The organism is Microvirga sp. 2MCAF35 (assembly GCF_052115545.1).
Classification (GTDB): Bacteria; Pseudomonadota; Alphaproteobacteria; order Rhizobiales; family Beijerinckiaceae; genus Microvirga.
On record NZ_JBFRGW010000001.1, the window covers coordinates 150,647 to 170,245 of the forward strand.

At 64.9% G+C, this 19,599-nt stretch carries 19 protein-coding genes and 1 tRNA gene; 6 read left to right on the forward strand and 14 right to left on the reverse strand.

Annotated elements, in window-relative coordinates; genetic code table 11:
• Window positions 1–99: 99 nt before the first annotated feature.
• A complete protein-coding gene (locus AB4097_RS00680; protein ID WP_442036232.1) occupies window positions 100–495 on the forward strand; it encodes a (R)-mandelonitrile lyase in 396 nt (131 codons plus the stop codon).
• Between the two features lie 19 nt (window positions 496–514).
• Here AB4097_RS00680 and AB4097_RS00685 read toward each other — a convergent pair.
• A tRNA-Arg gene (locus tag AB4097_RS00685) sits at window positions 515–591 on the reverse strand.
• A gap of 142 nt (window positions 592–733) precedes the next feature.
• Window positions 734–1,330, reverse strand: a complete 597-nt coding sequence (locus AB4097_RS00690; protein ID WP_442036234.1) for a hypothetical protein — start codon at window positions 1,328–1,330, stop codon at window positions 734–736.
• A gap of 146 nt (window positions 1,331–1,476) precedes the next feature.
• On the opposite strand from AB4097_RS00690, the gene AB4097_RS00695 reads away from it, so the two are divergent.
• From AB4097_RS00695 to AB4097_RS00705, 3 genes are read left to right on the forward strand one after another with little or no spacing between them, the layout of a single operon-like run.
• Window positions 1,477–1,689 (forward strand): sugar phosphorylase, encoded by a 213-nt coding sequence (locus AB4097_RS00695; RefSeq protein ID WP_442036236.1) that lies wholly within the window; start codon window positions 1,477–1,479, stop codon window positions 1,687–1,689.
• Between the two features lie 44 nt (window positions 1,690–1,733).
• A complete protein-coding gene (locus AB4097_RS00700; protein ID WP_442036238.1) occupies window positions 1,734–2,558 on the forward strand; it encodes a thermonuclease family protein in 825 nt (274 codons plus the stop codon).
• Between the two features lie 6 nt (window positions 2,559–2,564).
• Window positions 2,565–3,989, forward strand: a complete 1,425-nt coding sequence (locus AB4097_RS00705; protein WP_442036240.1) for a M48 family metalloprotease — start codon at window positions 2,565–2,567, stop codon at window positions 3,987–3,989.
• A 127-nt stretch (window positions 3,990–4,116) separates the two neighbouring features.
• Here AB4097_RS00705 and AB4097_RS00710 read toward each other — a convergent pair whose 3' ends face one another.
• The 6 genes from AB4097_RS00710 to AB4097_RS00735 form a co-directional block, all read right to left on the reverse strand.
• Window positions 4,117–4,989 (reverse strand): RNA polymerase factor sigma-32, encoded by an 873-nt coding sequence (locus AB4097_RS00710; RefSeq protein ID WP_442036241.1) that lies wholly within the window; start codon window positions 4,987–4,989, stop codon window positions 4,117–4,119.
• Window positions 4,990–5,155: 166 nt separating this feature from the next.
• Window positions 5,156–5,734: a CarD family transcriptional regulator gene (locus tag AB4097_RS00715; RefSeq protein WP_442036243.1), complete on the reverse strand. Its 579-nt coding sequence runs from the start codon at window positions 5,732–5,734 to the stop codon at window positions 5,156–5,158.
• A gap of 467 nt (window positions 5,735–6,201) precedes the next feature.
• Window positions 6,202–6,540, reverse strand: a complete 339-nt coding sequence (gene fdxA, locus AB4097_RS00720; protein WP_442036245.1) for a ferredoxin FdxA — start codon at window positions 6,538–6,540, stop codon at window positions 6,202–6,204.
• Between the two features lie 56 nt (window positions 6,541–6,596).
• Complete coding sequence (locus tag AB4097_RS00725) at window positions 6,597–6,899, reverse strand: RNA-binding S4 domain-containing protein (protein WP_442036247.1); 303 nt, start codon at window positions 6,897–6,899, stop codon at window positions 6,597–6,599.
• A gap of 13 nt (window positions 6,900–6,912) precedes the next feature.
• Window positions 6,913–10,068, reverse strand: coding sequence for a helicase-related protein (locus AB4097_RS00730; RefSeq protein ID WP_442036249.1), 3,156 nt, complete (start codon window positions 10,066–10,068; stop codon window positions 6,913–6,915).
• A gap of 192 nt (window positions 10,069–10,260) precedes the next feature.
• On the reverse strand, window positions 10,261–11,136 hold the full coding sequence (locus AB4097_RS00735) for a DUF3108 domain-containing protein (protein WP_442036251.1): 876 nt from the start codon (window positions 11,134–11,136) through the stop codon (window positions 10,261–10,263).
• Window positions 11,137–11,372: 236 nt separating this feature from the next.
• Between AB4097_RS00735 and rpmB the strand changes: the two genes are divergently transcribed.
• Both rpmB and AB4097_RS00745 read left to right on the forward strand, forming a co-directional pair.
• Window positions 11,373–11,663: a 50S ribosomal protein L28 gene (rpmB, locus tag AB4097_RS00740; RefSeq protein ID WP_009493402.1), complete on the forward strand. Its 291-nt coding sequence runs from the start codon at window positions 11,373–11,375 to the stop codon at window positions 11,661–11,663.
• A gap of 93 nt (window positions 11,664–11,756) precedes the next feature.
• Window positions 11,757–12,392: a queuosine precursor transporter gene (locus tag AB4097_RS00745; protein WP_442036254.1), complete on the forward strand. Its 636-nt coding sequence runs from the start codon at window positions 11,757–11,759 to the stop codon at window positions 12,390–12,392.
• A gap of 47 nt (window positions 12,393–12,439) precedes the next feature.
• Here AB4097_RS00745 and AB4097_RS00750 read toward each other — a convergent pair whose 3' ends face one another.
• From AB4097_RS00750 to cobT, 6 genes are all read right to left on the reverse strand, one after another.
• The gene (locus AB4097_RS00750) at window positions 12,440–13,189 is read right to left on the reverse strand and encodes a peptidase (protein ID WP_442036256.1); all 750 of its coding nucleotides are present in this window, start codon (window positions 13,187–13,189) and stop codon (window positions 12,440–12,442) included.
• 53 nt (window positions 13,190–13,242) lie between these two features.
• Window positions 13,243–14,061, reverse strand: coding sequence for a transglutaminase family protein (locus AB4097_RS00755; protein WP_442036258.1), 819 nt, complete (start codon window positions 14,059–14,061; stop codon window positions 13,243–13,245).
• A 3-nt stretch (window positions 14,062–14,064) separates the two neighbouring features.
• A complete protein-coding gene (locus AB4097_RS00760; protein WP_442036260.1) occupies window positions 14,065–15,009 on the reverse strand; it encodes an alpha-E domain-containing protein in 945 nt (314 codons plus the stop codon).
• Between the two features lie 15 nt (window positions 15,010–15,024).
• Window positions 15,025–16,422 (reverse strand): circularly permuted type 2 ATP-grasp protein, encoded by a 1,398-nt coding sequence (locus tag AB4097_RS00765; RefSeq protein ID WP_442036388.1) that lies wholly within the window; start codon window positions 16,420–16,422, stop codon window positions 15,025–15,027.
• A gap of 192 nt (window positions 16,423–16,614) precedes the next feature.
• On the reverse strand, window positions 16,615–17,619 hold the full coding sequence (locus AB4097_RS00770; protein WP_442036262.1) for an esterase-like activity of phytase family protein: 1,005 nt from the start codon (window positions 17,617–17,619) through the stop codon (window positions 16,615–16,617).
• Window positions 17,616–19,514: a cobaltochelatase subunit CobT gene (gene cobT / locus AB4097_RS00775; RefSeq protein ID WP_442036264.1), complete on the reverse strand. Its 1,899-nt coding sequence runs from the start codon at window positions 19,512–19,514 to the stop codon at window positions 17,616–17,618. The genes AB4097_RS00770 and cobT overlap by 4 nt, the downstream gene beginning before the upstream one ends.
• Between the last annotated feature and the right edge of the window lie 85 nt (window positions 19,515–19,599).

Consider the following 19,599-nt stretch of genomic DNA (forward strand, 5'->3'; position numbering starts at 1 on the left):
GATAAGCCCATGCAGATCCTGACGTCTTATCGTCTGGACCTGCTGCACCTAAATTCATGATCGACAGCAGCCATTCCGAGCACGACGAGGATTGAAACCATGGATATCAAGAGAGCTGGCTCTCAAGCTTCCGGCAAAGGACCGGCGGAGTATTTCACGGGGACCGTTCGCATCGATCCCCTGTTCAGCCCGCCGGACCCGGCTCGCGTCGCCGGAGCCCTCGTGACCTTCGAACCCGGCGCCCGAACGGCCTGGCACACGCACCCTCTCGGCCAGACTCTCATCGTCATGACGGGCCTCGGCCTCGTTCAGCGCGAGGGCGGTCCGATCGAGGAAATCCATCCCGGCGACGTGGTCTGGTTCCCGCCGGGCGAGAAGCACTGGCATGGCGCATCGCCGAATACGGCCATGAGCCACATCGCCATCCAGGAGAAGCTCAACGGCTCGCCCGTCGACTGGCTGGAGCATGTCACCGACGAGCAGTACCGAGGCTGATCTGGTGCTTCGAAAAGACTGGCGATCCCGGGAAGACTCGAACTTCCGACCTTCGGTTTAGGAAACCGCTGCTCTGTCCTGCTGAGCTACGGGACCGCGTAAGGACAGGGGATTTAGCACGGTCGGCAGGGTCATTCCAGGGGGATGTGGCCGTTCATTCGCAACGAGCATCGGCCAAAGCACAGTGGACCGGGGCCGTCGTGTCGCCGGTCAGGGGCACGGCGGCCCGGGCGAAGGGCTACCGGGTCATGGGCTCCGGCGCCCGAACCGGGAGCATCAGGTGCTCGTAGGGCGTATCCGGCCACATCACGTAGGGCTGGGTGGTGTCGGGCTTCGGGGCGCGGGGATAGCCCTCCATCATGCCCTTGGCCCCGACCACCATCACGTGAGGCCCGGTCTCGATCCAGTTGTTGTTGGGATCGGGCTTCTGGGCATAGGGATCGGTGTTGCTGGCATCCGTGCCACCGGAGAGCATGTACAAGAAACCGACCTTGTTGTGCGGCGGCTCCTTCTTCTCAAGCCAGGCCTGAGCCCATTCCATGGCGTTCTGATCGCCGCACATGGGATCCGGCCCGGGCGTGTTCGGATTGTCCGCCAGACAGGTGAAGCCGTTCGTCCCCTTGCGGACGACACGGGTTTTTCCGTCCGGCGAGACATCCACGATGGTCGCGTCCTTGGCGACGGCGGGCGGTGCCGCCGCCATGGCGCTCTTGATGATGTCCTCATCGCTCATGGAGCCCGCCATGCCCTGATGCTGGGCGGATGCCGGGACGATGAAGCCGAATGTCGAGATGACGCTGCACGCGAACCAGGCGAGAGTGCGATGCCCATTCATGGCTCACCTCCTGTTGCTGCGCGACCGGCGCCCCCCATTCTACGCCTGCAAGCCCCTTCAGGGGAGAGTTCATCGCGTCCACGCCTGCGAGGCTGCAAGGAACCCAGCTTGGCCTGACCCGGTTGAGAAGGAACCGGAGGCATATCATGGCGCAGACGCTTCGCGATTTCCTGAAACAGGTCGAGAATCTTCCCCCCGACACCCTTCTCTGTGTCGCCGAGGTGGATGAGGCCTTTGCGGCCCACGTGGCCGAAATCGAAATCATCGAGGACGCGAAGGCGCAGAACCGCAAGGCGGAGGGCACGGAAGCGGTGGAACTGGGCAACGGACGCCAGAGGGTCGTGGTCATCCGGTGGTAGAACAAGCGTAGCCGTTTCGCTCCGAATGGGTATGATCCCGTCTCATGACGGGATCGGCCCTGCGGACATCGCTGACCATCGGCCTCGGGGCCGGACTCGCGCTCGCCTGTCTTGTCGGATCGGCCCGGTCCGCCCCCGGCGAGCGGCCGGGAGCCGTCTGCTCCGCCGAGGCTCGGCCGGACCACCTGCAGGGTCTCTCTCCGGAAGGCGATCTCGTTCTGGTCTCCCTCGGTCCAGCCCGGCTCGCCGGGATCCGGATTCCGGATGCGCCGCCCTATCGCGATCAGGCCCTCGGCTGGCTCCGGGAGCGCGCAGGCGAGCCCACCCTTGTTCAAGCGACAGGGCATTCCGACCGCTGGGGCAGGAAATCCGTCCGAATCCGATCAGGCGGCACGGTCCCTCCCCTCGATTGGAGTCACGGACTAGTCGAAGCGGGCCTTGCGATCACGGATGCCAGCCTGGACGATACCTTCTGCCAGCCCGAATTGCTCGCCCTGGAGGCGACCGCCCGCGAACGACGCCTTGGTCTTTGGGCCGATGACCGCTATAAGCCCATGGACGTCGGCCAACCCGAGCGTCTGCGGGACCGAATCGGCACCTTCATCCTGGTCGAGGGTCGCGTCAGAAGCATCGGCGAGCGCAAGCAGCGGACCTATTTGAATTTCGGGGGGCAATGGGCAGAAGACTTCACGATCATCATTCCTAGGAAGACCTGGAGGCAGATGTCCGACCGCGGCATGGGCGCCGAAGCGCTCAAGGGCCAACGGATCAGGGCCCGGGGCGTTTTGCAGCCTTGGCAGGGGACAGCCTTCTCCATCGTCATCCCGGACATGATCGAACGCCTTGAAGGCGAGCGCCTGCCACGATGAACGAGCATGAGCAGAACAGGTCGAAAAGGTAGTCTCCCGATCCTCGGCAGCGTGATGCTTGCAGTCTTTCTTGCAGGCTGCTCGGGATTCGGCGGCGATGTCTCGCTGCCGGCCAACGCGCCGCGGGTGATCGGCCCGGACCGCGACCGGGACCATCTCCGGCTCGTGCGGGCATTCGGTGGCGAAGGCAGGGCTCCGCAGCTCCAACAGATGCTGACCGACGTCACGAACCGCCTCGTCATGGCCACCGACAGGCCCGACGAAGCCTTCCAGGTGACGATCCTCAACTCGCCCGTGGTCAATGCCTTCGCCTTGCCGAACGGGCGCCTTTACGTGACACGCGGGCTCCTGGCCCTCGCCAATGACACCTCCGAGGTCGCCGCCGTGCTCTCGCACGAGATCGCGCACGTCACACTGCGCCACGCGTCCCAGCGCAGCGAGCTGCAGGCCCGCTCAGACCTGATCGAACGCGTGGCCGAGAACGTGCTGAACGATGCCGAGGAAGCCGCCATGGCGCAGAACCAGGCTCGCTCGGCCCTGGCCAGCTTCTCGCGCGCGCAGGAGCTCGAGGCGGACCAGACAGGGGTCAAGGTCCTGGCCCGGGCCGGCTTCGATCCTTACGGGGCTTCGCGTTTCCTGACGGCCCTCGGACGCTCGAGCGCCAGTTCGGATTCCTCCACCGCCGAGCGGAACGCCTCCCACCCGCGCACCGACGACCGGGTGGCGCGCTCGCTCCAGGCGGCGCGCCGCACGGGCATGCAGGGAACGGGCGAAACCGGGCGCCTCGCCTACCTGACGGCACTCGACGGCCTCTCCTATGGGGACGATCCAGCCGACGGTGTCGTGAAGGGCCGCCGGTTCATCCATTCGAGGCTCGGCGTCGCCTTCGAGGCACCAGAGGGCTTCACTCTCGAGAATACCTCCCAGGCGGTGCTGGGCTCTTCGGGCGACGGAGAACGCCGCCTCCTGTTCGATGCCGCCGATACGCCGATCGGACAGAGCCTCGAGGATGTGCTGCGCTCCACCTGGACGGATACGATCGAGCCCGGCACCCTGACCACGGGCATGGTGAACGGCCTGCCTGTCGTCACCGCCCTGTCCAACGGCAAGGAATGGACCTTCCGTCTTTCGGCCGTCCGGATCGGCAATACCACCTTCCGGCTCATCATGGCGACCCGCGGGAACAGGGGAGACCTGGAGGGGATCTTCCAGCAGACCCTCAACAGCGTCCGGCAAGTGCAGCCCGACGAAGCCCGTCGGATCAGGCCGCTGAAGCTGCAGGTCGTCACCGCCCAGCGGGGCGACACGGTGCAGACCCTGGCGGCCCGGATGCCCGTCGACCGGGCGCTCGACAAGTTCCTGCTGCTCAACGGCCTCAACAGGAACGATACGCTCAAGGTGGGCGAGCGCTACAAGATCGTCGTCGAGTAAGTCTTCTCGTTTCTAAAGCATCTTTTCAGGCAAAAACCGGCACCCGCTTTTGCGTTCGATGCTCCAAAATGAAATCGGCGAAGCGGTTGCCCGCTTCGCCGATGGGAATGCTCGCCTTGCCGGGTGGTTAAACGAAGGCCCCTGAAGCCTGGGGATACCTTTCGACCAAGGCGCGCTTGAGCTTTTCAAGCGCCCGATTCTCGATCTGGCGCACACGCTCCTTCGAGATCCCGAGCCGGTCGCCCAGGAATTCCAGGGTCACCTGCTCATCGTCGAGGCGGCGAGCGCGCAGGATCCGCAATTCACGCTCGTTGAGCACTTCCAGCGCCTGCTGGAGCCAGCGCACGCGACGCTCGGTGTCGATCACGTCGGTGACGCTCTCGTCCGGCAACGGGCTGTTGTCGACCAGGAACTCCACGCGCTCTGCGGAATTGCCCGCATCGGCATCGAGAACCGGCGCATTGAGGGATGTGTCGGGGGCCGAGAGGCGGGCGTCCATGAGAGCCACGTCGGCTTTGGACACGCCGATTGCCTCGGCGATCTTCGCATGCACGTCGGAAGAAATGCGCTCCTCGCCGCCACGGGTCAGGCGGGCACGCAGACGGCGCAGGTTGAAGAAAAGTGCTTTCTGGGCGGAACTCGTTCCGCCGCGAACGATTGACCAATTGCGAAGGATGTAATCTTGCACGGAGGCACGGATCCACCAGGTCGCATAGGTCGAAAAACGAACTTCGCGTTCAGGCTCGAATCGGGCAGCGGCTTCGAGAAGCCCCACATGGCCTTCCTGAACGAGATCGGCCATCGGCAGGCCATAGTGACGAAAACGGGCTGCCAGTGCGATCACGAGGCGCATGTGAGCAGCAGTCAGTTGATGAAGTGCCGCTTCATCGCGGTTCTCTTTCCAGCGCACGGCAAGAAGGTGCTCCTCTTCCCTTTCGAGAAAAGGTGCATTCATGGCAGCGCGGACGAACCGGCGGCGAACCCCTGAGATTTCTCCCATTGTGTGCTCTCCCTTGGCAGAGACACAACGAGCGAGGCCGCAAAAAGTTCACTTCTAACAGCCGAGTTCTGCAAAATAGATTCCGTCCCTTGGAAAACAAGGGGTTCAGACACGAAAAAGCCCGGCTTCAAGCCGGGCTTTTTAAGTGACGGAAGGCGCCTTCGGATCAGGCGGCTTCTTCCTGAAGGTCGTCGCCCTCGGCATCCGCCTCAGCGCCCTTCACCCGGCGCGGAGACTTGGCGAGGCTCTGCTCGATGAGCTTGAGGGCTTCCGTATCGGTGATCTTGTTGACGGCGGAGATTTCGCGAACCACGCGGTCGAGGGCGGATTCGTAGAGCTGACGCTCGCTGTAGGATTGCTCGGGCTGAGCCTCGGAGCGGTAAAGGTCGCGCACGACTTCCGTAACGGCAATCAGGTCGCCGGAATTGATCTTGGCCTCGTATTCCTGCGCGCGGCGCGACCACATGGTGCGCTTCACGCGGGCACGACCCGTCAGCACGTCCAGAGCCTTCTGCACCAGGGCCGGCTCGGCAAGCTTGCGCATGCCCACGCTGGAAGCCTTACCGGTCGGAACGCGAAGGACCATCTTGTCCTTGTCGAAGGAGACCACGTAGAGCTCCAGCTTGAAGCCTGCGATTTCCTGCTCTTCGATGGCCGTGATGCGGCCGACACCGTGAGCGGGATACACGATCGCTTCACCGGACTTGAACCCAAGGCGCTGGGCGGACTTCTTGGCGGTTGTCATGCGAGAGAGGCCTCCTTGCATGGCCCTCGCTTGCAGCGAGGGAGCTTTGGCTCCACTGGGCAGGGACCCAGGGGAACGAGGATCGAGATTGAGCGTCACGGAACTTGACTATTCCGCTCGTCTCCCTGATGTAAGCCAGCGGCTAAATACGCTCATACCCTTGACCAGGGCAGCAACGCTCCCTTAAGTCAAAGGACGCGAATCTTTGCTTCAATGATGTGAACCGCCGGTCTGCAGGGACGGTGCACGGCTTGAGCGCAAGCGACGGCATTTGCGGACCCTATCACAGTCCGGCCGAAAAAGCAAAAATATTTCAAAGGACAGCGTTAAGCAGGTCCGTTTATGGCCGCGCTTTCAAAGCTAACGCATCGTGAGGAAACTGGTTCCCGTTTCCGATCCAGGCAAGGCCATGAACGTGAAAGACGATGGACAGCGGCCCGATAGGCGGACCTCTCTCCTGTCCGGCGTCAGTCGCCCTCGCCCGGATTAGCCGAGAAATAGGTCTCGAACTTGGCCGCAACGCCGTCGAACTCCTTGGCGTCGGCGGGCGCATCTTTCTTGATGGTGATGTTGGGCCAGCTCTTCGCCATGTCGGCATTCAGCTTCAGCCATTGCTCAAGGCCCGGCTCCGCATCGGGCTTGATCGCCTCGGCGGGGCATTCCGGTTCGCAGACGCCGCAATCGATGCACTCGTCGGGGTGGATGACGAGCATGTTCTCGCCCTCGTAGAAACAATCGACCGGGCACACTTCGACGCAGTCCATGTATTTGCACTTGATGCAATTTTCAGTGACGACGTAGGTCATGAACGGTCCTTCGAGGGTCTGTTCGTAAGTCAACAAAACGGCGTTATGCCGCCGCTCTAGCCCTTGTCGCCGTCGCTGACAAGCGCCGCGTTGTCATGGCTGAGATCTATGTAGAGCTGCCTTGCTTCCGGCGCAGGGCCGCGCCGCTCGCCGAGGCTCTCGACCCGGACCACCAGGGTAGTCCGAGCGAGCGCGAGGGTGATCACGTCGCCGACCGCCACCGCCTTGGCGGCATTGTCGGTGCGCAGGCCGTTGAGCCGGACGAAGCCGCCGGTGACCAGCTTGGCCGCCAGCGTCCTGGTCTTCGCGAAGCGTGCGAACCACAGCCACTTGTCGAGCCGCTGCCGGTCCTCACGCATGCGCGTCACATCCTCACTTCTTGTTGTCCTCGAGCTGCGCCTTGAGGGCCATCAGCTTGGCGAAGGGCGAGTTCGGGTCCGGCTGCTTCTCGCGGCGCTCATGGCCACCTTCGCGCCGGTTGTCGGGGCGCTTGTCGGGACGGGGCCCCCGGCGGTCCTCGCCGCGACGATCCTCTCCACGGCCGGGCCCGCGCGGCGGACGGTTCTGCGGGCGCCCGCCCTCCCCTTGCGCCTCGCGGCGCTCGGGACGCGGACGCCGCTCACCGGCCTCGCCCTGGGCCTCGCCGCCCTGACGCTGGCGACGCTCGCCGCGTTCCTGGTTGCGTCCACCACGGGCCTCGCGGCCATGCCGGGCCTGCCCGCCCTCGTGATGGCGGCGGCCCTGGCGCCACACCTCGATCATCTCGGGCTCAGTGGGGGCTTCAGCCGCTGCAGCCTCGGCCAAAGCGTCGGCGGGAGCTAAAAGCTGGCCTTCCGGCGAAGCCACGGCCTCGGCGGCGCTCGCTTCCACCTCCGGCTGGGACACGGTCGCCTCGGGAGCCTCGACGGCGAAGAAGCCGACCTCCTCCGAGCCGACAGCGGCTTCGGATGTCTCGGTCGCAGTCTGCTCCACCGGAGCGGGAGCTTCTGCTTCAGTGGCAGCGGCCGGGGGCGTGATGGCCTGGGGCTCGACAGCCTTCGGAGCCTCGACCAGCGGCACGGTGATGGCCGGGCCGGGACGACGCTCCATCACATAGCCGAGGGACTTGAGGATCGTGGCGAAGTCCTCACCCGCGCAGCCCACGAGCGAGGTCATGGACACGGTCGGGACGAAACTCTCCCCATCGGCTGCACCGGCCGGCGGCTCGCCCGGGGTAATGCCGGGACGGTAGGCGATGGCGGGGCGGATCAGGTCGGCCAAGCGCTCCAGGATGTCGACGCGCACGGCACGGCCGCCGAGCACACGGAAGCCCGCCGCCCGATAGAGACCATGGCCGATCTCGGGATCGACCGGGATCGACGTCCGGCCGGACTGGGCGAGATGGGCGATCTCGTCGATGCCCTTCTGCTCGAGGCCGCCGTTCTGCAGGGCCCAGAGCTGGGTCGCCAGAACGCGGGGCGCCGGCTTCAGGAGAGCCGGCAGATAGAGGTGATAGGCGCCGAACCGGACGCCGGCCTTGCGCAGGGCGCCGCGGGCATCCTGGTCGAGGCTGCGTACGTCGTTGAGAACCTTCGCGCGCTCCAGGACACCCAGGGCCTCGCCGATCTGGAACCCGATGCCGCGGGCAAGGCCCGTCAGCTCGGCGCTGTCCTCGAGCTGCAGCAGGGGCCCGAGCAGACGCACGACATAGGCTTTCAGCCACGCGCGAAGGCGGGTGTCCACCTTCTCGCGGGCCGGGCCCGTGAGATGCTCGTCCGAGAGGATGCGCACACGGGGCTCGAACAGCTTGTCGCCGGCCTCCAGCTTGGCGACCGGGTCGCCCATCCAGCGGATCGTGCCGTCGTTCGACAGCACGAGCATGGCATCGGGAGCCTCGGCGAACCGGTCCGCCCGCGCGTCGATCTCCCCGGCGAGCGCCTTGCTGGCCGCGTTGCGCAGGGTCTTGGCCTCCGTGGTGTCGGCCTGGGGATCGGGCACGAAATGAAAGCCGTGCAGGTGACCGATATGCTGACCCTCGACGGTGACGTCGCCGGTGGTCGTAATTTCCGCTTCGAGCATCGTTTTCTCTCTCAAGCGCCGCATGAGAACGCTCGTCCGCCGGTCGATGAACCGTTGGGCGAGGCGTTCATGGAGCGCATCCGATAGCTTGTCCTCTACCTGACGCGCAACATCCTGCCAATGCTCTGGATCCTTCAACCAATCGGGACGGTTAGCGACGAAGGACCAGGTGCGGACCTGGGCGATGCGGTTGGAGAGGGTGTCGATATCCCCATCGGTCCGGTCCATGGCGGACAGATGGCGGGCGAACCAGTCGGCCGGGATGGCCCCATCCTTCATGAGGAAACGATAGAGCTGGCCGACGAGATCCGCATGGGTCTGTGGGGAAACCTTCCGATAATCCGGCACCTGGCAGATCTGCCAGAGCCGTTCCACGGCATATTGGGAGCGGGTCATCCCCCGGATGTCGTCCTCCCGCGCCAGGACCTCGAGGGCCGTCACGTCCTCGCCCGTGGGCGCCCGCACGAGGCCGTGCTCCCGCGGCTGCGCCCCAAGGGAATCGCGCAGACGGGCCAACGAGGAGAAATCCAGGTCGGGATTGCGCCATTGCAGGATGCGCACCGGGTCGAAGGTGTGATTCTCGAGCGCCTCGACGGTTTCCGCATCGAAAGGCGGGCAGCGGCCCGTGGTGCCGAAGGTGCCGTCGCGCATGTAGCGGCCGGCCCGGCCGGCGATCTGGGCGAGTTCGGGATTGTTGAGCTTGCGGAATTGGAACCCGTCGAACTTCTTGTCGGACGCGAACGCCACATGGTCCACGTCGAGATTGAGCCCCATGCCGATGGCATCGGTGGCAATGAGGTAATCCACGTCCCCGTTCTGGTAGAGCTCGACCTGGGCGTTGCGGGTCCGGGGCGAGAGGGCGCCCAGCACCACCGCGGCGCCGCCGCTCTGGCGGCGGATCAGCTCGGCGATGCCGTAGACCTCCTCGGCCGAGAAGGCCACGATGGCCGAGCGCCGGGGCAGGCGCGACACCTTCTTCTCACCTGCGAAGGAGAGCTTCGACAGGCGCGGCCGCGTGACCACGTGCACGCCCGGGATCAGCGCCTCGATCAGGGGCCGCATGGTGGCCGAGCCGATGAGAAGCGTCTCCTCGCGCCCGCGCTGGTTCAACAGGCGGTCGGTGAACACGTGGCCCCGGTCCAGGTCGCTGGCGAGCTGAATCTCGTCCACGGCCACGAAGGCGAGATCGAGATCGCGCGGCATGGCCTCCACGGTAGAGATCCAGTAGCGCGGCCGGTCCGGCTTGATCTTCTCCTCGCCCGTGACCAGGGCGACGTTGTGATGTCCTGCCTTCTCCACCACGCGGTTGTAGACCTCGCGCGCCAACAGGCGCAGGGGCAGGCCGATCATGCCGCTGTCGTGGCCGAGCATGCGCTCGATGGCCAGGTGGGTCTTGCCGGTATTGGTGGGGCCGAGCACGGCGGTCACGCCGCGCGCGCGCACTTGCGGAGGAAGGGAACGACGGGACATGCCTGGATGACGGGTAATGCTGAAACGGTCCCGGAGTGAGAGCCGAGAGGCTTTAGAGCCGGAGACCGGCGCCAGGAGCCTTCCCTACGGAGCAGCCTCGCGCGCATGGGCAGACTGCGGTTGCCCCTTATATGGTGCCGCAGCGCGCTTTCGCTACCAGGAACAGTACGAATCGCGAGGGATTTTCAAGACTTACTGAATGGCCTCGGCCTTCACGGTCTCGTCGGCCTTCATGGCCTTGCGGGCCGGGGCAGGCGATTTGCCGTCCTCCAGGGACCAGAGGGAGGCCTGCATCTCGCCCATGCCGATCATGGTGCGCACGGAGACCTTGACCGGAAACAGCACGCGCGGCCCCTCGACGGGCGCCAGCCAGACGGACATGTCCTTGTTGTCCTGCATGAACTTGGTGCCCGGACGCTCGCTCCTGTGGCCGGAGATCGGCACGTAGCGGGCGTTGCAGACGAGGACAGGGCCGGAATAGCCCGGCACCTCCACCTTCTTCGTCTCTGCATAGGAGAGGACCACGTTCATGCGGGAGGCGCCGTCGAAAACCGGAAGGGTCCGGTCGCAATTGGCCGGGTCGGTGAGGCTCTTCGACGCCATGGCCGGCATGAGCAGGGCGCTCATGGGGTCGACCACGCCGTTCTTGTCGGCCGCCTTGACGGGAACCCGGTCGGGCTTCGGCTCCAGGGGTGGATCGATCTCGACCTGGGCCACCCGGCCGCTCTTGATTCCCATGCGGACGACGCGCTGGCTGTCGGAGGTCTTCGACACCACGGAAAAGTTGTTCGAGCGGGGCGGGGCGTCGCCGTCCAGGGTGCCGGACGCATTGGCCTCGCCCCGGCCCCCGGTCAGGATCATGGCGAGCCCGGTCAGCTTCGCCCGGCCTTCCAGTTCGTACTTCGTTCCCTTGAAGGACGACGACAGGTCCGCCTTACCCAGGGGCAGGCCGGCCAGAGTGATGTCGTAGCTCACTTTCAGGGTCTGGCCCGGCGCGGTCTGGGCTTGCGCGAGCGAGCCCGATCCGGCAAAGGCCACGGTCACGAGAGCTGAGGCGATGAGGCGCATGAAGGCTATCCTGATAGTCTATTCCGTTGCATCGCACGTGATTCGGAATAAATCATGACCACGTCGCTTCAAAAAAACGAGATGCGATGTCTCACCTTTCTTGACGTCCTCCCCTTTTTTGGCCTATAGGCTCGCACCTTCCAAGGACTTCTGGTGTCCGGCCGCGTGGGATCTGCGATCAGGCAAACCCGCGAATTCGAGGTCGCGACCCTTCATAGACGAATAGGATTGAACCCATGTCGCGCCGTTGCGAACTGACCGGCAAGGCCGTGCTGAGTGGCCACCTGGTGAGCCACTCGAACCGCAAGACGAAGCGGAAGTTCCTGCCGAACCTCTGCAACGTCACGCTCCAGTCTGACACCCTGCAGCGCTCCGTGCGCCTGCGCGTCTCCGCCAATGCGCTCCGCTCGGTCGAGCATCGCGGCGGCCTCGACGCCTTCCTGGCCAAGGCCAAGGCTGGAGAGCTCTCCACCACCGCCCTCGCTGTGAAGCGCGAGATCGAGAAGAAGCTCGCCGCTGCGAGCTGATCTCCGATCGCCAGTGAATCGGCTTTGCGGGCGGCCTCGGTGCCGCCCGTTTTGCATTGGATCAAGCCTTAGCTGTTGGCTCAAGAGAGGCCGATGATGACAAAGCTCGACCGCCGCGACTTTCTCATTGCCCTTGCGGCGATGACCCTCGTCGTCCTCTCGTCGAACATCCTGGTCCAATATCCCTTCCAGCACCTCGGCCTGGACAACTACCTGACCTGGGGTGCCTTCAGCTATCCGTTCTCGTTCCTGGTCACCGACCTGTCGAACCGGCGCTTCGGCCCCAAAGGCGCCCGCCGGGTGGTCTATGCCGGCTTCGCGCTGGCGGTGGTTCTGTCGGTCATTCTCGCGTCGCCCCGCATCGCGATCGCCTCGGGCGCGGCCTTCCTGGTAGCCCAGCTTCTCGACATCCAGATCTTCTTCCGCCTGCGCGGCCATGCCTGGTGGATGCCGCCCTTCGTGTCCTCCGTCATCTCGTCGGGCCTCGACACGGCGATCTTCTTCTCCTTCGCCTTCTATTGCGGCGTGGTCCCGGGCCTCGGCCTCACCATCAGCGACGCGCTCGGACATGCCGGCATCGCGGATCAGTGCATCGCCCTGCCCTGGACCAATCTGGCGGTGGCCGACTATCTGGTGAAGCTCGCGCTCGCGGCGATCGCGATTGCCCCCTATGGGGCGGTCCTGAAGCTCATGCGCTCCGAGGCGAAGCATCATCACCGGACCGCTTGAGCCGTCGTCGTTCGAATTGGGGCGGCTGTCTTGCCGATGATCTTCGGTCAGAGAACCTCTTCCGCATAAGGCGGATGAGGAATGGCCTGATGGGCCGCGCGCAAAGCGGCGGACCAGCGCTCGCGCAGATCCCGAAAATACGGCTCGTCCTCTTGAATCCGATAGATGACCTGCGCCTTCAGGGCATCGCGCTTGGCGACCACAATATCGATCGGCAGGCCGACCCCGAGATTGGACTTGAGAGTCGAATCCATGGAGATGAGGCCGAGCTTCAGGGCCTCGACGAGGCTGGTGCCGTGGGAGATCGCCCGGTCGAGGATCGGCTTGCCGTATTTCGGCTCGCCGATCTGGAGGAAGGGCGTATCGACGGTGGCTTCAATGGCATTGCCGGCGGAATAGATCTGATAGAGCCGCATGGGGCTCGATCCGATCTGCCCGCCGAGCAGCATGGTCACGTCGAAGGTCATCTGGCGCTTTTCGATCTCGACCCCGTCCACCTCGTAAACCTGGCGGATGGCGCGGCCGACGAGTTGGGCCGCCTTGAACATGCTGGGCACCGTCAGGAGCGTCTCGACCACGCCTGTCTCAGGATTCTCCAGGCCTTCGGTCAGCAGCGACATGACGGATTGGCTGGCCGACAGGTTGCCGGCTGTCGCCAGCGTGATGACGCGCTCGCCGGGCTTTTCGAACAGGTGCAGCTTGCGGAAGGTCGCGATGTTGTCGACGCCCGCATTGGTGCGCGTGTCAGCGATCATGACGAAGCCATCCCGCACCAGGATGCCGACACAATACGTCATGGGGGTTCCTCCTGGGGCCTTCTGGTCGAGTTGCTCTGTTGTCGAGGCCATTCTTACGCCTGTGACTGACGGGCGCTTTCGATCCTCAAACGAACGTCGAGCGCTTCACGGGTCATACCGTAATAGCTTCCTCGAACCGGGGCCGCATCAAGATAATCGAGTCCGATGGCCAATCGGATGTAGTGTTCCGTTGCGGAAACAGCATTGGCCGGGTCGAAACTCACCCAGCCGAGATCCGGGATATAGGCTTCGACCCAGGCATGGCCCGCCTCCTGTTCGACCTCTCCGGGCTTGTGCAGATAGCCCGAGACGTAGCGGGCCGGGATCTTCAAGATCCGCGCCGCGCTCAGGAAAACATGGGTGAAATCCTGGCAGACCCCATGACCGGCCGCGAAAGCGTCCGCGCCCGTGGTCGTGGCGCTGGTGGCCTGCGTGTCGAAGCGCAGGCGCTCGGGGATGGCGCTCAGGAGCGCGTGGGCCTGGTCGAGCGGATTGGTGAAGCGGCCTGCCGTGAGCTCCGCGAATTCGCGAATGGCGGCATCGGCCCGGGAAAGGGCGGTCTCCCGCAGGTAGAAGACCTCCGGAAAGCGCTCGACCCCTCCCCTGATGATCCCAGCCGTATCCGTGGTCTCGATTTCCCCGGACACATGCAGGGTGATCTGGCTCACCGGACCTGACACGGACAGGCTGTGGATGATGTTGCCGTACCAGTCCTCCCGGCGCATCAGCCTGGCATCGCCGTCCATGTCGATGTTCCAGGACAGGACCGTCTGGCTGTCGCAGCCGCGCGGCGTCAGACGCAGGAGCTGGATCGCCGACTTGGCTGGCTCGCTGTAGTGGTAGACCGTCTCGTGGGTGATGCGGATGCGCATGGGTCAGCCGAGATACTGGTTCGTGATGGCCTGCCCGAGCCGGTTGTTCTCGGCAAGAAAGTCCTGCAGGAACTCGTGCAGCCCGTGCTGGAAGATATCCTCGATGTTCTGGTTCGCAAGGCGGGCATGGGTCGCCCGCGCCTGCCGTTGCGCTGCGCCTGACGTTCCGTAACGATGAGAGATGTCGTCGAGGTGGCGGGACAGGAACGCGTAGCAGGCGGCGAGCGAGCGCGGCATCTCCTCGCGCAGGATCAGGAGATCCGCCACGAGCCAGGGCCGCAGGTTCTGGTGATAGACCCATTGATAGCTCACCAGCGCCGAGACCGAGCGCAGGATGGCGGCCCATTGATAGTAATCGATGCCGCCGCCCACCGCCGCGTCCTGCGGCAGGAGCACGTGATATTTCACGTCCAGCACCCGCGCGGTGTTGTCGGCGCGCTCGATATAGACGCCGAGCCGCGAGAACCAATAGGCGTCGTTGCGCAGCATGGTGCGCATGGCGGATCCATCGTAACGAAGCGAGGCTTCCTTCACGAGGTTCAGGAAACGGGGAAGATCCTCGACATTAATCTTCTTCGAGCGGAAACGGCGCAGGTCCAGCCAAGCGGAGTTGATCGCCTCCCACATCTCGGAGGTCAGCGCGGACCGGACGGAGCGGGCATTCTGCCGCGCCGTGTCGAAGCTGCTCTGGATGCTCGACGGATTGGCCTCGGAGAAGGCCAGGAACTCGATCACGTTCTCCGGAGTCGCATCCCCATAAACGGCGCGAAACTGATCGATCCCGCCGGCCGTGATGAGGGCGGATTCCCATTCATTGGTCTCGACGCCGTTATAGGAGATCGGCATCGACGCCATGCGATAGGCGACATCGAGGATGCGCGCCGTGTTCTCGGCCCGCTCCACGTAGCGGGAGAGCCAATAGAGGCTGTCGGCATCACGACTCAGCACGCGAAACGCTCCCGCTCATTCACTCAGCACCCAGGTATCCTTGGTTCCGCCGCCCTGGCTCGAATTGACTACCAGCGACCCCTCCGTCAGCGCCACCCGGGTCAGACCGCCGGGCACGAGCCTGACCCCGTCGCGGCCCGTCAGCACGAAGGGGCGCAGATCCACGTGGCGCGGCGCCAGCCCCTTCTCGGTGAAGATCGGGCTCGTCGAGAGGGCGAGTGTCGGCTGGGCGATGTAATTGTCCGGATTGGCGAGGATCCGGGCCTTGAAATGCTCACGCGCCTGCGCGCTCGCATGCGGCCCCACCAGCATGCCGTAGCCGCCCGAGCCGTTGACTTCCTTCACGACGAGTTCGTGCAGGTTGTCGAGCACGTAGGACAAAGCCTCCTGCTCGCGGCAGCGCCAGGTCGGCACGTTCTTCAGGATCGGCTCCTCGCCCATGTAGAAGCGCACGATGTCGGGCACGTAGGAGTACATGGCCTTGTCGTCGGCAACGCCCGTTCCGGGCGCATTCGCGATGGCGACGTTGCCCGCCCGGTAAGCGGCGATCAGACCCGGCACGCCGAGAGCGGAATCGGGACGGAAGACGAGCGGGTCGAGGAAGTCATCGTCGATGCGGCTGTAGATCACGTCGACGCGCTTCGGCCCCTCGGTCGTACGCATGTAGACCATCTCGTCGCGCACGAAGAGATCGCGCCCTTCGACCAGCTCGACGCCCATGCGGTCGGCCAGGAAGCTGTGCTCGTAATAGGCGGAATTCAGCGAACCGGGCGTGAGGAGAACCACGGTCGGTTCCCACGGGCTCGACGCCGGCGCGACGGATTTGAGGGTGCCAAGAAGCTCGTCCACATAGTTCTCGATGGGCCGGATGCGCTGCATGCCCACGAGTTCGGGGAAGAGGCGCATCATCACCTCCCGGTTCTCCAGCATGTAGGAGACGCCGGACGGCGTGCGCAGGTTATCCTCGAGTACGTAGAAATCCTGGTCGTCGACCCGGACGATGTCGATCCCCGCCACCTGCACGTAGATGTCGCTGTTCAGGGACAGCCCGTGCATCTGCGGGCGGTAATAGGGATTGAGATAGACGAGTTCCGGCGGAATGATTCCGGCGCGCAGGATCTCCCGCGGTCCGTAGATGTCCTTAAGGAACAGGTTGAGCGCCTTCACGCGCTGTTCGAGGCCCTGAGAGAGCCGCTTCCATTCCTTGCCCGACAGGATGCGCGGGATGATGTCGAAGGGAATCAGCCGCTCTTCGGCTTCCGTGTTGCCGTAGACCGCGAAGGTGATGCCGACCCTGCGGAAGAAGAGTTCCGCTTCCTCGCGGCGATGTTCCAGCAGTTGTGGCGGGGCGGATTTCAGCCAGTCCTGGAGAACCCGGTAGGCATCCCTGCTCTGGCCGTCATGGCCGCTCATCTCGTCGAAGACCGCCCGTGCCGCCACCGGATCTCCTCAAGCCTCGAAGGCGGACACCCGGCGCAAAGATTGGCAGCGGGCCCGCATGAAGGGAGCTTAGTAGCGCGAAACCTGAGGCTTCAAGCACGACGAAGGGATAGAAGCGGCAAAGAACGATGAGAAAAAAGGCGAATGCCCATTCGTAAGGCAGGCTCAGCCGAGAAGGGAGAATTCGAGCAGTACGGTTTTCTGCAGCGAGCTGAAATTGTCGTCCGAGATCAGGGAAAGAACGGTATCGCGACCTTCCTTATGGATCGCCAACCCCTCCATGTTGTCGACCTGATGCGAGGCTTCGCTCTCGTAGAGAACAGCACCGTCTACGCTGGCCCCAGCCTTCAGCGCCGCCGCCTCGATGCGGCGAAGGCGGCAGCCGAAAAAGCCGAAAAGCGAGAACCGGCGCTCCAGGAGCACGGCGTCGCCTTCGGGCAGGAAGGCAAGATCGGTCACCGCATAGCCGCCGGAGAGAACGATCTCGAAGGTGCCCTGGCGCGGACCCGTCAGGATGAAGCCGCTGCCGCCTTCCGCGATCCCCACGAGCGCCCCGTTCAAGGGCGAGCGCCGGGGCGCGACGCCGAGAGCCTCCAGGCCGCCGTTGCTCGGCAGATCCTTCACCGCCTCCGGCACGGGAATGGGGACGCCGCGGATGATGCTGCCGGAATCCGTGCGCTCGAACTTGATCACCGCATGGTTGCGCTCGACGCCGACATAGGCGGCATTGCCTGCAAGCGCGAAGCTCTCCGTGTCGTAATAACGCGAACGCCGCAACGGCACCCCGTTGCTCAGGATCAGGGGAGACAGCACCGGGTTCGACAGGCCCGAGAGCCGACCGTCGGATGTCTCGACCCGGGCTTTCAGCACCTGGGCGTTGTCGGCCAGCGCGATGAGGTCCTGCCCGTCGGGCGAGCGCCACAGACCGGAGAAGCCTCCGAAGGCCGAGACCCGCGAGCGCAGATCGACCCCGGAGCGGAACATCAGGGCGCCGAAGCGGGAGCGATCGGGATCGGTGGTGGAGAGGCGGCTGATCGGTCGCGCCTCCACGTCGATGGAGGTTGCGCCCCTGAAGGCTTGCGGTCGCTGCGCCAGAGCAACGCCCGTGCAGGCCATGGTCGCGGCGGCCGCACCGCCGCCGATCAGGAAGTTGCGCCGGGTCAGCCTCAAGCGACGGCCCTGCGGCGGGGTGCACCGCGGGACGGGGGCGCGGCATTCTCCTCGAACAGCTCCGCGAGCTTTTCGGTCATGACGCCACCGAGTTCCTCCGCATCGACGATGGTCACCGCGCGGCGGTAATAGCGCGTCACGTCGTGGCCGATGCCGATGGCGATGAGCTCCACGGGAGAGCGGGTCTCAATCTCCTCAATGATGAAGCGCAGATGCCGCTCGAGATAGTTGCCGGGATTGACCGACAGGGTCGAGTCGTCCACCGGCGCACCATCCGAGATCACCATCAGGATGCGGCGCTGCTCGGGGCGGCCGAGAAGTCGCTTATGCGCCCAATCGAGCGCTTCGCCGTCGATGTTCTCCTTCAGCAGGCCCTCGCGCATCATCAGGCCGAGGTTCTTGCGCGCGCGGCGCCAGGGCGCATCCGCCGACTTGTAGATGATATGGCGCAGGTCGTTCAGGCGGCCGGGATTGGCCGGCTTGCCGTTCTGCAGCCACATCTCGCGGGACTGTCCGCCCTTCCAGGCGCGGGTGGTGAAGCCGAGAATCTCGACCTTCACGCCGCAGCGCTCCAGCGTGCGCGCGAGAATGTCCGCGCAGGTAGCCGCGACGGTGATCGGGCGCCCGCGCATGGAGCCGGAATTGTCGAGAAGCAGCGTCACCACCGTGTCGCGGAAGTTCGTGTCCTGCTCCTGCTTGAAGCTCAGGGGCTGGAACGGGTCCATAACGATGCGCGGCAGGCGTGCGGGATCGAGGGTGCCCTCCTCGAGGTCGAACTCCCAGGACCGGTTCTGCTGCGCCATCAGGCGGCGCTGCAGACGGTTCGCCAGACGCCCGACCACGCCCTGCAGATGGGCGAGCTGCTTGTCGAGATAGGCGCGAAGGCGCGTGAGTTCGTCCGCGTCGCAGAGATCCTCCGCGTGGATGATCTCGTCGAACTTGCTGGTATAAGCCTTGTAGTCGGGCCCGCGGGCCTCGTTGGAGCGCGAGGGTGGACGCCAGGATTCGCCGGCATCCTCCGAATCCGCTTCCTCGGATTCCTCGGGCATCTCGCCGGAAGGACCATCGGACTCTTCCGTCGCGCCGTCCTCCATCTCGTCGCTCGAATCCTCGCTGGTTTCCACCTCGGCCCGGTCGCCTTGGCTCTCCTGCTCGGACTCGCCCTCGCCCTGCTGCTCCTGCTCCTCGGATTCGTTCTCGTCCTCGTCCTCCTCGTCCTCGGAATCGAGAGCCGCCTCGTCGGCCATGTCGAGGGAGGAGAGCATGTCGCGGATGTTGCGGGCGAAGCTGCGCTGGTTCTCGATGTTCTTGAGCAGGCCGTCGAGATCGTGCCCGGCGCGGTCCTCGATGAAATCACGCCAGAGATCGACGATCTTGGCGGCCGATGCGGGCGGCTTCTCACCGGTCAGGCGCTCGCGTACCATGAGGGCGAGAGCATCCTCGAGCGGCGCATCGGCCCGGTCGGTGATCTCCTCGTACTTGCCGCCGCGGTGGTAGCGATCCTCCAGCATGGCCGAGATGTTGGACGAGATGCCGGCCATGCGCCGCGAGCCGAGGGATTCCACGCGCGCCTGCTCGACCGCGTCGAACACCGCGCGGGCGGCCTGGCCCTCGGGGGCGAGCTTCCGGTGAAGGGTGGTATCGTGGCAGGCCAGCCGCAGCGCCATGGCATCGGCATTGCCGCGCAGGATCGCCACGTCCTGCGAGGTCAGCCGCCGGGGCGGCTCCGGCAGGCGCGCCTTGTCCTGCCCCATGAGCACCGGACGGTCGGACGCGTAGGCGACCTCGAGGTCGGGCTTGCGGGCGATCGCCTTCATGGTGCCGGCGATCGAGCGCTTCAGCGGCTCCGCCGGCGCTTCCTTCTTCTCACCCGGCTTGCGGTTCGAGATGGACATTTTTGCCTGTCGCTTCCGATAAGCCCTCATCCTGAGGAGGCCATAGGCCGTCTCGAAGGATGAGGGTGTTTCCAGAGAACTCTGG